General features: G+C 42.4%; 14 protein-coding genes. 4 read left to right on the forward strand and 10 right to left on the reverse strand.

Annotated elements, in window-relative coordinates; genetic code table 11:
* Positions 1–63: 63 nt before the first annotated feature.
* The 5 genes from rodA to DTW91_RS01180 all read right to left on the reverse strand — a co-directional run bounded on the left by rodA (position 64) and on the right by DTW91_RS01180 (position 5,794).
* Positions 64–1,293, reverse strand: coding sequence for a rod shape-determining protein RodA (gene rodA / locus DTW91_RS01160; protein ID WP_125201584.1), 1,230 nt, complete (start codon positions 1,291–1,293; stop codon positions 64–66).
* A complete protein-coding gene (locus DTW91_RS01165) occupies positions 1,290–3,317 on the reverse strand; it encodes a peptidoglycan D,D-transpeptidase FtsI family protein (RefSeq protein WP_125201585.1) in 2,028 nt (675 codons plus the stop codon). The genes rodA and DTW91_RS01165 overlap by 4 nt, the downstream gene beginning before the upstream one ends.
* 77 nt (positions 3,318–3,394) lie before the next feature.
* Positions 3,395–3,901: a rod shape-determining protein MreD gene (locus tag DTW91_RS01170; RefSeq protein ID WP_125201586.1), complete on the reverse strand. Its 507-nt coding sequence runs from the start codon at positions 3,899–3,901 to the stop codon at positions 3,395–3,397.
* Positions 3,891–4,745 (reverse strand): rod shape-determining protein MreC, encoded by an 855-nt coding sequence (mreC, locus tag DTW91_RS01175; protein ID WP_125201587.1) that lies wholly within the window; start codon positions 4,743–4,745, stop codon positions 3,891–3,893. The genes DTW91_RS01170 and mreC overlap by 11 nt, the downstream gene beginning before the upstream one ends.
* 23 nt (positions 4,746–4,768) lie before the next feature.
* Entirely contained in the window at positions 4,769–5,794 is a 1,026-nt protein-coding gene (locus DTW91_RS01180) for a rod shape-determining protein (protein ID WP_125201588.1), read from the reverse strand.
* A 284-nt stretch (positions 5,795–6,078) separates the two neighbouring features.
* On the opposite strand from DTW91_RS01180, the gene hemA reads away from it, so the two are divergent.
* The 4 genes from hemA to hemE all read left to right on the forward strand — a co-directional run bounded on the left by hemA (position 6,079) and on the right by hemE (position 10,219).
* Positions 6,079–7,368: a glutamyl-tRNA reductase gene (gene hemA, locus DTW91_RS01185; protein WP_125201589.1), complete on the forward strand. Its 1,290-nt coding sequence runs from the start codon at positions 6,079–6,081 to the stop codon at positions 7,366–7,368.
* Entirely contained in the window at positions 7,337–8,245 is a 909-nt protein-coding gene (hemC, locus tag DTW91_RS01190; RefSeq protein ID WP_125201590.1) for a hydroxymethylbilane synthase, read from the forward strand. Before hemA ends, hemC begins: the two co-directional genes overlap by 32 nt.
* Before the next feature lie 131 nt (positions 8,246–8,376).
* Positions 8,377–9,078 (forward strand): uroporphyrinogen-III synthase, encoded by a 702-nt coding sequence (locus DTW91_RS01195; protein ID WP_125201591.1) that lies wholly within the window; start codon positions 8,377–8,379, stop codon positions 9,076–9,078.
* A 115-nt stretch (positions 9,079–9,193) separates the two neighbouring features.
* The gene (gene hemE, locus DTW91_RS01200; RefSeq protein ID WP_125201592.1) at positions 9,194–10,219 is read left to right on the forward strand and encodes a uroporphyrinogen decarboxylase; all 1,026 of its coding nucleotides are present in this window, start codon (positions 9,194–9,196) and stop codon (positions 10,217–10,219) included.
* Between the two features lie 36 nt (positions 10,220–10,255).
* Here hemE and DTW91_RS01205 read toward each other — a convergent pair whose 3' ends face one another.
* The 5 genes from DTW91_RS01205 to hflX form a co-directional block, all read right to left on the reverse strand.
* Complete coding sequence (locus DTW91_RS01205) at positions 10,256–10,612, reverse strand: hypothetical protein (protein WP_125201593.1); 357 nt, start codon at positions 10,610–10,612, stop codon at positions 10,256–10,258.
* Positions 10,613–10,711: 99 nt separating this feature from the next.
* The gene (locus tag DTW91_RS01210) at positions 10,712–11,200 is read right to left on the reverse strand and encodes a YkgJ family cysteine cluster protein (RefSeq protein WP_125201594.1); all 489 of its coding nucleotides are present in this window, start codon (positions 11,198–11,200) and stop codon (positions 10,712–10,714) included.
* Between the two features lie 76 nt (positions 11,201–11,276).
* Positions 11,277–11,615, reverse strand: coding sequence for a DUF6122 family protein (locus DTW91_RS01215; protein WP_125201595.1), 339 nt, complete (start codon positions 11,613–11,615; stop codon positions 11,277–11,279).
* Positions 11,616–11,677: 62 nt separating this feature from the next.
* Positions 11,678–12,949, reverse strand: a complete 1,272-nt coding sequence (locus tag DTW91_RS01220; protein ID WP_125201596.1) for a cation:proton antiporter — start codon at positions 12,947–12,949, stop codon at positions 11,678–11,680.
* Between the two features lie 70 nt (positions 12,950–13,019).
* Positions 13,020–14,228, reverse strand: coding sequence for a GTPase HflX (gene hflX / locus DTW91_RS01225; RefSeq protein WP_125201597.1), 1,209 nt, complete (start codon positions 14,226–14,228; stop codon positions 13,020–13,022).
* Positions 14,229–14,297: the final 69 nt, after the last annotated feature.

Here is a 14,297-nt window from a genome sequence, read left to right on the forward strand (position 1 = left end):
CGCAGATTGAAAATAATCTGAAAAAATTTCTTTTATGATATGATATTCAAAAAACAGCTTCACTCAGACGAGGCTGTTTCTGTCTGCATAATTGAGTTTGAAGAAAATAAAAGTCATGATCGAAAATGCCAAAAGCGAACTTCCACCATAACTGAAAAACGGCAGCGGAATCCCAACCGTCGGGAAAAGACCCAAAACCATTCCAAGATTAATGGCAAAATGGATCAGCAGAATCGAGGCAAAGCAATATCCAAAAACACGATTGAATGTAGATTTCTGCTTCTCGGCCAGATAATAAATCCTGCCAATAAAAACCGAGTAACAAAGAATCAAAATGGTGCTACCCACAAAACCCCATTCTTCCCCAACCGTGCAGAATATATAATCCGTCTCCTGCTCTGGCACAAATTTGCCTTGCGTCACGGAACCTTGCTTGTAGCCTTTACCCGTCAATCCGCCGGAGCCAATTGCCGTTTTTGAGTACAGCAAATTATAGCCGGAGGTGTCGCGGAAGGCCTTTTCGCCTTTGTACAAAACTTCAATTCGCTCGCGCTGATGCTTTGGCATTTTGGAAAGAACGTAATTGGAAGAATAGGATAATCCACTCAGAAGCCCGACTGTAAAAACAATCCCGATGATGAGCATCAGATTTCCTTGAACCTTATAAAAATTAAAAAAAACATAGATCCCCGCAAGGATAAGAATGGCAATGGTGACATACAAAGGATTGACCGCAATAGCAACGAGAAAAACAAAGGCTAAAATAAAAATAATCCCAAATATCCAGCCTGAAAGTCCTTCTCGGTAAAGCGCGATCAGGAAAGCAAAAAACACCAACAATGAACCAATATCGGGAATCAGCAAAACCACAACGCCGGGAATTGCCACGATGCCCAAAGCTGTGTATAATTTCTTGTTATTTTTGATGTTGAAATCGGGATTCGAAACGTAGTTGGCAAGCATCAAAGCCGTTCCGATTTTGGCAAACTCAACAGGTTGCATGGTAAATCCCCCGAATTTATACCAGTTCTTCTGACCCAAGATCTCGGTTCCGAACGGGAATAAACCGATCAATAGCAAAATGCCGCCCACATATATAACAGCCGACAAATTCTCGAAGAATTTGGTTCTCATCAAAAATATGAAAACACCCACCACGAGTGAGATGGCAAAAAACATCAACTGCTTGCCGCCCAATTTGGCGTCTACACTGTTGATATTAATAATAGCGAAGACGCAAAGCGCGAGGTAAAGCCCCATACCCAACTTATCGATTCCTTCTGCCCATTTCATTTTGCATTATTTTTTAGAGGTTTTACTTTGGCACTGTCTTTCTTCAATTTTCTATTTTCGATGGCCTGCACGCTATCTTTGATTCGTTTCAGTTTTGCGGTATCTTTTGGAGGCTCTTTGTACCAGCCTTTTCGTTTCATTTCTGCGATGTATTGGCGGCGATATTCGGGCATGAAGCTGGCATTGATCATTTTTTTATAGAGATTTTCTCTTTTCACTTCTCCGGTGATGTACTTCTCTGCGACGACGGTACAAGCCGGTCCGGCCCAAGTAGCGCCAAAACCGGCATGCTCCATTACGGCCACGACTACTATTTTTGGCTTGTCCTTAGGAGCAATCAAAACAAAAATAGAATTATCTTTTCCTTGAGGCACCTGCGCCGTTCCTGTTTTTGCCAATTGGGTAAAATCTTTGGATCTCAGGCTTCTCCCTGTTCCCCGCAGCATTACGGCTTCCATGCCTTCGAGCACCACGTTGTAATAATGCGGATTTTGCACCAGCGTGAAATGTTTTTTCTTGAATCTGGGATCCGGATTGGGCTTGCCGTCGATGCTCTTCACAATATGTGGTGTGTAATACCAGCCTTTATTCGCAATAGCCGCCACGAAGTTTGCCATCTGCAAAGGTGTGAGAAGCACATCGCCCTGCCCCATCCCGTTGTACAACGCACCGGTCGGCATCTCGTCCCAGTTTTTATAATCTGTCCGTTTGGAGCCGCTTGCTTCGTAAATAGCTTTCATTCTTTTTTCGTAGAACTCTCCGGATGGGATTCTGCCTTTGGCGCCTACCGCCAAATCATTATTGAGATATTCTCCCACACCAAAACTGTTGATGATTTTTTTCCACTCATCGACGCCTCTCGACGGATTTCCCGGATATTTTTTGATAATGGCCAAGTAGGCGTACGTAAAATAGCAATTGCTGGAAACCTGTATCGATGGGATGAGCGGGTCTGCGCCGCCGTGACCTCTGATCCTTTTTCCGCGGTAATAAAATCCCCTTCCGCACGGGAATATCGTCTTGTCTGTGATGACACCCATTTCCAAAGCGCTGAGCGCCGTCAGCAACTTAAAGGTAGAGCCCGGCGGATAAGCCGCTTGGATAGATCTGTCGAAGGTGGGTTTGTTTTCATAGATGGTATCGTTGGCAAGTTTGTAAAGATTTTGGGATTTATTGGGTCCGGTAAAAAGATGGGGATCGATGTCCGGGCCCGTTGCCAATGTCAGAATTTCACCGTTGTTGGGATCCAGCGCTACGATTGCCCCGTGCTTGTTCACCAGCATTTCCTCTGCCATTCTTTGAAGATCGTAATCGATGGTCAAAGTCAGGTCTTTACCGGTAACCACTTCCTTATCCAGCGCTCCGTTTTTATACGATCCGATGCTCCTTTGGCGGATATCTTTTTGGATGTACTTCATCCCCTTTTCGCCTCGAAGTTCCTTTTCATAGGATTTTTCGACACCGCTTTTGCCGATAAAGTCGCCCGGCAGATAGTAAGTAGAGTCTTTCTTGATATCATTATCATTGACCTGATTGGTATATCCCAAAAGATTTCCAGAGGTGCTGACTTCATATTGCCTCTGCGGTCGCGGAACAATGCTGAAAGCCGGATATTTGAAGATCAGCTCCTGAACTCGCGCCATTTCCTCGCGGGTTAGATTTTTCCTAAAAGTCATCGGCGTCAGCTTCGAATAATATTTCTCTTTTTCGATATCCTTAATTGTAGCAATGAAATCGGACTTCGTTATTCCTAATAATCTGCAAAATCCGATGGTGTCGAAGTCGGGTCTTAATAGTGCGGCCGTGTAGGAGATTTCGAACGAAGGCTGATTGCCAACCAATATTTTTCCGTTTCGGTCGAAGATGATGCCACGCGGCGGAATGATATATTCTATTTTTATGGAAGTATTCGCAGCGTTCAAAGCATATCGATCCGTAAATAGTTGTAAATAAGATAGCCTCGCAATGAAAATCACTGCAATGACGGAAAGGGCGAGAATGATCTTGATATATTGTGACTTCATAAGCGCTTCCTTATTTTAAAAGGACATCTGCAATCGCGGGTTCAAAAAATCTTGGAGTTTTTATCGATTTTCTGGCATCAAACTTTTTGCTTGATTTTAAAAGCCAATGCGTAAGCCAATATAAATACAAACGAAATTATACTGGTCATTGTTACATTCAACAAAATTTCAAAAAATCTTTCGAATTTGAAAAATTCTATGTACTGTACCAAAAGTTGATGAATGAAGATGCTGCTGAATATAAAAAACAAGAATTGCGACCATTGGATACTTTGGAACGAGAAAAAATCGGTGGTTGTGTCGGTAGAGGTGCGGAATATTAGCGTTCTGAAGTAGGCAATTGCCGTGGTTGCAAAAGCATTAATCCCCCAAGTATATAAAAAAGCGTCGATGGATAATCCCAATAAAAAACTTAATGTCAGAAATTGATATCTATTTCTGAAAAACGGGTAGAACATTACAAAGACCGGATAAACCACGGGGATATACTTGCCAAAAAGCGCAATTCTGTTGAGAATAAAAATCTGAAAAGCCGTCAGCAAAGCAATCAAAGCCAGATCTGAGACAAGGTTTCTACTGATCATCTTTTTTAATTTGAACTTTTAAGGAATCCTCTATTTTCTGAACCTCCGATTTTTTTATGTTTCGCACTACATAGATTTTACTCAGCCTCCCCATTTTTTCGCTTAGTTCTACGGCGATTTTCCAAAAACCGGTTTTGCTGTCCACTTCGTAGCCCGCCACTCTTCCGATCATAATCCCTGCAGGGAAAATAGAAGATTTACCATCGGTGACCACCGTGTCGCCCACCTTCAGCGGAACGTATTTGGGAATGTCGGAGAGCGTCATTGTTCTGGTGTCGTCGCCTTGCCAAGTTAATGTACCGAAGTAACCGGACTTTTTGAGCGCGGCACTGATTTTAATTTTATTGACACTCAGAATCGACTTCACCAGAGCGTAATTATCCGTTGTATTGATCACGATGCCGGCAATCCCTCGCGGGGCGATGACGCCCATATTGGCATTTACGCCGTGCAGGCGGCCGCGGTTGATCGTGAAATAGTTATCTCTTCGGTTGATACTGTTGAAGACCACTTCGCCGTCCACAAAAGTATAAATCTGTCCGCCGCCAATGGTGTCATAGACTCTTCTGAAATTTGGTTTTGCCGATACATCTTTTCCATAAAGCTCCAGCATCAAAGCTCTGTTTTGCGCCACGAGATCTTCATTGATTTGCTTCAGTTTCAGGTAGGAAGTCCCTTCATCAATGTAGCCAGATACCCAAGAGTTCAGCGCTGCCGTCTTTGCAGCGATGAAACTTTGCTGCATCGAGTTTTTGCTGAAAATAAGCACAATTGCAACCAATTGCAAGAATGCAAAGTACACAAACAAAGCATTCTTAGAAAAAAATCTCAGCAACGCACCCATCTAAAACTTGAGAAAAATCTTAATTATTTGATCAGAAAATTGAATTTGTCCATATTTTTAAGAGCAATTCCGGTACCCCTTACCACGGCTCTCAAAGGATCCTCTGCAACGAAAACCGGCAAACCCGTTTTTCTGTGAATTCTATCGGCGAGGCCTCTTAGCAATGCGCCTCCGCCTGCAAGATAGATGCCTGTTTTGTAAATATCGGCGGCCAACTCCGGAGGAGTGAGGGAAAGCGTTTCCATCACCGCATCTTCTATTCTGATGATCGATTTGTCGAGCGCTTTTGCAATTTCTTTATAGTTGACCATGATTTCTTTCGGTTTTCCAGTAATCAGATCCCGTCCTTGCACCGGAATATCGTCGATAGGAACGTCTAATTCTTCCACTGCAGACCCCACTTCTATTTTGATTCTTTCGGCCGTTCTTTCTCCTATGTACAGGTTATGATGCGTCCTCAGGTAGTAAGCAATATCATTGGTAAAAACATCCCCTGCTATTTTTACAGATTTGTCGCAGACGATTCCGCCGAGAGCAACCACCGCAATTTCTGTGGTACCGCCACCAATATCGATAATCATATTTCCTTCCGGCTTCTGAACATCGATGCCCACACCTATTGCCGCAGCCATAGGCTCATAGATCAACCTCACTTCTTTGGCATTTACTTTCTGTGCCGAGTCTCGAACTGCTCTTTTCTCCACCTCGGTAATTCCGGAAGGGATGCAGATCACGATTCTGAGCGCGGGCTGAAAAAGTTTGCCCTTGATGCCGGGTATCTGTTTGATAAATTCCTTGATCATATGTTCCGAAGCCTGGAAATCTGCAATGACGCCATCTTTCAGCGGTCGGATGGTCTTGATGTCCTCGTGCGTCTTGCCTTGCATATGTTTCGCTTGTTCTCCCACAGCAATCGGCTTGCCTGTTGAGCGTTCTATCGCCACAATAGAAGGCTGATCCACCACTATTTTGTTGTTGTGTATGATCAGTGTATTCGCCGTTCCCAAGTCAATCGCAATCTCTTGCGTAAACATATCCATTATACCCATTTTGTTCAGTAATTATTAAGTTTACAAAGATATAAATTTACACGCATTCTCTATCTTCTATTCAAAATAATTTGGTTAAATTTTCCTTAAATATTTCCGCCGATTATTTAGCCGGATTATGCTGACTATCAACTTGAAACCCAAATAATTCTAAGTTTTCATCAAATCTTCGAAAGCATTAAACTCATCGCAGCATCCGTAGCCTATTTATAGATTTTATCAATTTTAAATGTGCGGTTCGGAAAGCTTCTTTATATTAAATATTGTAAATTTGCAGACTGAAAATGGGCACTAAAAATAAATTTCATCAAACCTCAGATCTTGCCGTTCTCAGCATCAGCTACGAAAAAGCCGATGCCGAAACCCGAGGCCGATTTGCCTTTTTTGATGAACATATTAAATCGTTTGTCAATCAGATTCATGAACAGGATTACGGCGATGCATTCGTGGTTTCTACTTGCAACAGAACCGAAATTTATTCCACCACGAAAAATTATTTGCGCATAGCAGAACTCTATTGCGACACGGTGGGCGTATCGCTATCGGAATTTCTCAAATATGTGAATGTCTTGCAAAGAGAAGAGGCATTGCTTCATCTTTTCCGCGTGGCCGCAGGTTTAGAAAGCCAGATTATCGGCGACTTTGAGATTGTTTCGCAGATCAAAAACGCCTATCACCGATTCAAAACTTATAAGGACTTTTCGAATCCTTATCTGGAACGTGCCATCAATGCCGCCATTCAGATTTCGAAAAGAATTAAAAACGAGACGGGGATTGGCACAGGCTCGGCCTCCGTTTCCTATGCCGCCGTACATTATATTTTGAACAATATCAATCAAATTTACGACAAAAATATCCTGCTTTTGGGCGCAGGAGAAATTGGGCAAAACACCATTGAAAATTTAGTAAAACACATCCTTCAGCCCAAAATTAAAATCGCCAACCGATCTTTCGAAAAAGCCGAAAAAATCGCCGACAAGTACAAACTGCCTCAAATCGATTTCGATAACTTCCCCGAAGAATTACACCAAACTGATGTTTTAATCGTGGCTACAGGTGCTCAGAAATTTATAATTGATGAAAGTAATTTCCCCAAAAATAAGGAAATGCTCGTGATCGATCTTTCTATCCCGAATAATGTGCAGAAAGAAATTGGATATTTGGACAAGGTGACCTTGATTGATGTGGATCAGCTTTCCCGAAAAATCAATGCCACTATGAACCAACGCAAAAAGGAAATCCCAAAAGCAGAAGCAATTATCAAAGAAATGGCCAAGGAATTTGCGACCTGGGAGAAGAAAAGAAAGTTGGCCCCGCAGATCAATCATTTCAAAAATTCTTTGAAGAGAATTGAGGAAAATGAGATGCACAACATCCACAAGAAATTCCATTATGCCAAAATCGAAGATATGGAACTTTCCAACAACCTGATCCAGAAAATCACCAATCGATTTGCAAAATATATCATAGAAAACCCTTCCCGTGCAGACGAAATCACAAAATTGATGGAAGATATTCTCGATATTCACAAAAACGAAGCCGATGAAAACCGTACGAATAGGATCTCGCAATAGTCCTTTGGCAATTTGGCAAGCAGAGGCGGTGGCTGCCAAACTTCAAAGTCTGGGTTTGCAAACCGAGATCGTCCCCATCATCAGTTCCGGCGACAAAAATCTATCGCAACCGCTTTACGCCTTAGGAATCACGGGCATTTTCACCAAAGATTTGGATCTGGCTTTATTGAACAATGAAATTGACATTGCCGTGCATTCCTTAAAAGATGTTCCGACGATTTTGCCCGAAAATATTCACATTTCGGCAGTCTTGGAACGGGATTTTCCGGAGGATGTTTTGGTAAGAAATAAAGATGCACAACCTTTGGAACTGAATGTGCTGAAAATCGCGACCAGCAGCTTGAGAAGACGTGCTTTTTGGCTCAAGGAATTTCCCGAAACCCAGTTTGCGGACATCCGCGGAAATGTCCAAACCAGAATCAAAAAATTAGAAGACGGCATTGCCGATGCCACGATTTTTTCCTTAGCCGGAATCAAACGAATGAATCTGGATGTGGAATATGAACAAATTCCGTTTCTATTGCAAGCGCCCTCGCAAGGTGTGGTTGCAATCGCCAGCAAAATTGATAATCAAGAACTTAGCGAAATTTTAAAATCGATTTCTCACAAGGAAACCGAGATTTGCATTACGATCGAAAGAGAATTTCTGAAGACCTTAGAAGGTGGTTGCACGGCGCCCATTGGCGCAAAAGCTGAATTGGTGGGCAAGCAAATTCGCTTTGTGGGCAGGCTGTGTTCGCTCGACGGGAAAAACTGCATAGATACAGACGAGATTTTTGATTGGAATGAGTCTGAGAATTTTGGAGAGAAACTCGCTTTGAAAATTCTGGAAAACGGCGGAAAGGAATTGATGGACGAGATTAGAAAAAGATTTTAGTTGGTTTCAGCGCCGCGGCGCAAGAGCTATTCATTTAAAATGTTTTAAGTCACCAAATTAAAAATTTACGACTTCCTTGTTATTAACGTCGATTATTAAAATTTTTGCACCTTTGCTATCAAAAACACAATATGAAACTTCTTTTTACAAAATCATTGGATCCGCAAAAAGTTGCCGAGAAATTGGGAACGACGGTGGCGATGGATTTTGTTGAAGCTATCCAGACAAAGGTCATTAAAACGAAAGCATTCGACTTGAAAAATCATTCTCTGATTTTCACGAGCGCAAGCGGCGTGCGTGCCTTCTTCGAAAATGGTTTTGTGCCAAAGGAGATTTTAGCGGAGAAAAAATTTAATAAAATCTACGCCGTTGGTTCGCAGACGAAAAAGGCACTGAGGAAACACAATTTTGGGACTTTCAAACTGTGTAAAAATGCGAGCGAATTGTCAAAGTTTATTACAGAAAATTCTGTTTGCGAGAAGTTTCTGCATTTTTGTGGCGATCTGGCTTTGGATGTTTTGGATGAGAAATTGCCCTTGCAAAACGTTTCGTACAAGAGAATCCAAGTGTACAGAACCGAATTGCTTTATCCGAAAATTTGTGAGAAATATCAGGCGGTGGTCTTCTTCAGTCCGAGCGGAGTTCGTAGTTTTGCGAAATTCAATAGTTTTGAGGATCTTAAGATTTTTTCCATTGGATCTACCACGACTTCGGAATTGGAGAAATTGACGGAAAATAAAATAATTACAAGCCAAGAAAATACCTTAGCAGATTTGTTGGATTTGATTTCTAAGGCAAATTCAACTGCCGGCGAAACTGATTTGAAAGATTAGATGCCGAATTTTGCGAAGCGCGCCCCGACTTGAACGGAGCTCTTTTTCTTTTTTTGAAAAAAAAGAAAAAAGCGGGAGTGGAAGGCGGATAAAGGCGCCCAAAAAATTTAATAAAATGATAAAGAACACCCTATATTTGAAGGCCTTGCGAGGCGAAACCGTGGAAAGACCGCCCGTTTGGATGATGAGGCAAGCGGGAAGATACCTGCCGGAATTCATGGCGTTGCGGGACAAATACGACTTTTTCACAAGATGCCGCACGCCGGAATTGGCCTCGGAAATTACCGTTCAGCCCATCAGAAGATTCCCTTTGGACGCGGCGATTTTGTTCTCCGATATTTTGGTAGTTCCGCAAGCGATGGGCATCGATTTCCAAATGAAAGAATCTGTGGGACCTTGGATAGAGAAGCCCATTAGAACTGCCCAACAGGTTGACGATGTGATAGTTCCGGATGTCAACGAAACATTAGGTTACGTTTTCGATGCGATAGAAATGACTTTGGAGAAGCTGGACAACGAGATTCCGCTGATCGGGTTTGCGGGCAGTCCTTGGACTATTCTTTGCTATTGCGTGGAGGGAAGAGGCAGTAAATCCTTTGATATAGCAAAATCTTTCTGTTTTTTGCAACCGGCGGCGGCGCACCAATTATTGCAGAAGATCACGGAGACCACGATTGCTTATTTGAAAAGAAAAGTGGAGAAAGGCGTTTCGGCGGTTCAGATTTTTGACAGTTGGGGTGGCATGCTTTCGCCGGCAGATTATCGTGAGTTTTCTTGGCAATACATCCATCAGATTGTGGAAGCGCTCGCGCCGCTGACGCACGTGGTGGTTTTTGGGAAAGGTTGTTGGTTCGCGCTGGAAGAAATGGCGGAATCCAAAGTCTCTGCTCTGGGCGTTGACTGGACGATAACGCCGGAATTGGCGAGAAAATTTACCCACGATTCTGTCTCTCTACAGGGTAATCTGGATCCTGCGAGGTTGCACTCGTCGCCGGAGACGATTCGGAAAATGGTTCACGAGATGATTGACCGCTTTGGAAAAGACAAATACATTGTAAATCTCGGACACGGGATTCTGCCCAATATTCCGGTTGAAAATGCGGAAGCTTTTATTAAGGCTGTTGTCGATTGGAAAGAATAAAAAAACAGAGCAAGAAACTCTGTTTTTTTTTGGTCTTTATTGTGCCGGTTTTGGATCTGCCGTATTGAGTGGCTGCATTGGCTGCGTTGCCGAAGAATTGTTTGGCATCGTGGTATTTGGAGATTGCAACGTTCCGGTGTTTGGCACGGTCTGATTTTGATTTTGATTTGGCTGGATTGTATTAGGACTGCTCTGCGTTGCTCTATCCGAAGGCGCTGATGTATCCATTCTGTTGCTAGACCCGTCTGTCTCCGCCGGGGTTTTTACTTTCATCTCTGTGCTGGTTGCCGGCGTTTGCGACATTTTCGCACTACTATCTTTTTTTGTGGTTTGTGCAGTGGCAAACATTGTTCCCAACATTATAAAAGCGACTGCTGCGATTGACTTTTTCATAACAATTTTATTTAATGATTTTAGTCATTAAAGCCAAATATCAAACCAACTTATGTAAAATTTATGAACTACTGTGATTTTTAACAAAATTTTAAAACATTACTTTTCCAAGGCTTTTCTCAATCTTTCTACAAAGATGTAGGTTGCGGGACAGATCAACGTGTTCTGAATCGTCAAATTATTGATCTGATAAATCTTCTTGCGGTCGGTGTGAGGATATTCGCGGCAAGCTTTCGGACGCAGCTCATAAATGGAGCAGGTGTTGTCGTCATTTAGGAAAAAGCAAGGCAAATTTTGAAGAACTTTGTCCTGATCTTCATCCACTTTCAGAAATTTAGCTTCGAAGTCCGCCGGTTTCATCCGCAAGTGTTTGGAGATCCGCTCGATGTCTTTCTCTGTGAAGAGCGGGCCTGTGGTTTTGCAGCAATTGGCGCAGCTAAGGCAGTCGATTTCTTTGAAAGTTTCCTCGTGGGTTTCCAAAGTCAGATAATCCAGATTTTTCGGCGGTTTCTTTTTGAGACTGTCCAGAAATTTTCTGTGATCTTTTTGTTTCAGTTTTGCTTGCTTTTTATAGAATTCGAGATCCATCTTGCAAAATTAGTTTATTTTAATAACAGAACCCGAGGACAACAAGCAAGTCTTGAAGCAGGTATCTTCCTCATCTTTATAGGACTTGCAAAAGTTGTAACCGGCAATCTATCCAATCGGTAAGCATGTGAAAAAGCAATCCCACACCTATGATCCTTGGAATCCCTTTGAAAAAAAGGAGCAAAACATAAATTCCCATCGCCCAATAAGTATGAAGAAAATGGAAATTGATACTGCAACGATTCGGGGAAAAAACAGGCGTGCTGAGCAGGTGATCTGCATCTACGAGCATCGTCGCAAGGAGGATGAAGTAAGTTTTTTTCCAATTCTTCCGAAAAAAGACATAAGCAATAATCACCGGAAAAATAAGATGCAGGAAATAATGCACAAACGGCCTGAAATAAGAATAATCCATTATATCTCTGCTTTGTGGAAAGATTTGTTCTTTAACATTTGATTTTAAAATTTGTCCGAAGTTTAGGCATTTTCTCTTAATGCTTTCTCTTCAGTCGCAATCTTCTTCGGGTTCGCCACTTTACCAATCGTTAAACCTTGAACGACAATGGAAAAAACAACCACACAATAGGTGATGCTGATAATAATTTCGTTGTATTGATTCTGAGGAATTGATAACGCCAAAGCAATGGAAACACCCCCACGGATGCCGCCCCAAACCAGAACTTTTACCGTTTGAGGACTAAATCTGTATTTGAAAGCCATAAATTTGGTGGGAACAAATATGGCAATCCAGCGCGCTATCAACACAATTAAAATGCAAATTGCGCCCGCCACGAAATATTCGTTTAAATCTCTGATTAACAGTAACTCGAAACCTATAAATAGGAAAAGAACAGCATTCATAATTTCGTCGATCAATTCCCAAAATTTTATCAGATAATCTTGCGTTTGAGATTTCATCTTAAAACTTTCACTGAAGTTTCCAAGAAACAGTCCTGCCGCAACCATCGCTAAGGGTGCCGAAATATGCAAGCCGTGAGCAATTAAATAACCTCCCATTACCACTGCAAGTGTAATCAAAACAGAGATAATATAATCATCTACGACACGCAATGCCCGCACCGCAGACCAGCCCAAAAGCACGCCCAAAAGCAAACCACCTCCCGCTTCGCGCAGCAAAAGGAGTCCAACGCTTTCGGCATTCAACACCATATCTCCGCCCGCTGCGAGTTGCAAAACCACAGAGAAAACCACCACAGCCATACCGTCATTGAATAAAGATTCTCCGGCCACTTTGGTTTCTAAACTTTTGGAAACATTGGCCTGCTTCAAAATGCTAAGCACTGCCACGGGATCTGTGGGCGAAATCAGCGCTCCAAATAGCAAGCAGTAAATAAATGGCATCGATATCCCAACAAATGGAAGCAAATAATAACTACCAAATCCGACTGCGAATGTCGAAATAACCACGCCAACTGTCGAAAAGATCACCACTGGCCCGAACTGTTCCCGAAGGTCTTTGATATTAATATGAATACCGCCGGCAAATAGAAGAAAATTAAGCATCGCGCCCATCAGAAGTTCTGTGAAATTAAAACTCCTGATTAATTGTATTAGATGGGTGGTCGTTTTTGGCAAAAAATGATCGCCTGACGCCACCAATGTGACGGAGACTACAATAGCAATGACCATAATCCCAATGGCGCTTGGCAGTTTCAGAAGCCTATGATTAAGATAAGCAAATAGCGCCGCTAAAACGATAAGAACAGAAAATGAGTAATATAACTCCATTATTTTGTTGTTTCTTGATGATTAACAGTTGATGGACTTTCTGATACAATCGAAAGTGCCCTGCTCAGTTTTATTCTTCATCCTCAAAATATTCAAACAACAAATCATTGTACGGGAATCGGGAAATATGAATCCTATGAACCTCATCGTAGATCATTTTTTTCATTTCGGGGAAGTTTTCCTTCGTCAAAGCCGAGACAAAAACCGTTGGATATTTGGATTTTGCCATCCAAGTCTTGGTCCATTCTTCCAAAGGAATATTTTTGTGGGAGCCCGGCGTCAGGTCATCCTCCTCCTTTTTCTCATAACTGAAATCGTCTATTTTATTGAAAACCATTATCATAGGCTTGCGGTGTGCATCGATTTCCTGAAGGATTTCGTTCACAGAATTGATATGATCTTCGAAACTTTCGTGAGAAATATCGACCACGTGGATCAGCAAATCTGCCTCGCGAACCTCATCCAAGGTAGATTTGAAACTCTCCACCAGCTGAGTCGGCAATTTTCTGATGAACCCGACAGTATCTGTCAAAAGAAAAGGCAGATTCCCAATCACCACTTTGCGAACCGTGGTATCGAGCGTCGCAAACAGTTTGTTTTCAGCAAAAACCTCAGATTTGGACAAGGCGTTCATCAAGGTAGATTTCCCAACGTTGGTGTATCCGACGAGGGCAACGCGCACCATTTTTCCGCGGTTGTTGCGTTGCGTTCCCATCTGTTTATCGATGACTTTCAGCTTATCTTTCAAGAGATTGATGCGGTCTCGGATGATCCGTCTATCGGTTTCGATTTCTGTTTCGCCCGGGCCTCGCATCCCGATTCCTCCTTGCTGCCTTTCAAGGTGCGTCCACATACGGCTCAATCGAGGTAGAAGATATTGATACTGAGCCAATTCCACTTGAGTTCTTGCGTATGAAGTCTGCGCACGTTGGGCGAAAATATCCAGAATCAAATTCGTTCGGTCCAGTATTTTAATATCCATCTCGCGTTCCAGATTTTTAAGTTGAGACGGCGACAATTCGTCATCAAAAATCACGGTTCCGATGTCGTTTTCCTTTACAAAATCGCGGATTTCCTCCATTTTTCCTTTCCCGACAAATGTTTTGGAATCCGGCTGGGCTAATCTTTGGGTGAAGCGTTTGGCGACCGTGGCACCGGCTGTGTAGGCCAGAAACTCCAGCTCGTCCATATATTCTGTCAGTTTTTCCTCGCTTTGGTTTTGGGTGATAAGGCCTACCAAAACCGCTTTTTCGTACAGATGCTCTTTTTTTTCTAGCATTTATAATTTTATAATTTCTGATTCCGACAAGGTACTATTTTTCAACAAAAAAACCAAAGTTCATCTCTG

Origin of the sequence: Chryseobacterium sp. SC28 (genome assembly GCF_003932955.1) — a bacterium.
Lineage (GTDB): Bacteria > Bacteroidota > Bacteroidia > Flavobacteriales > Weeksellaceae > Epilithonimonas.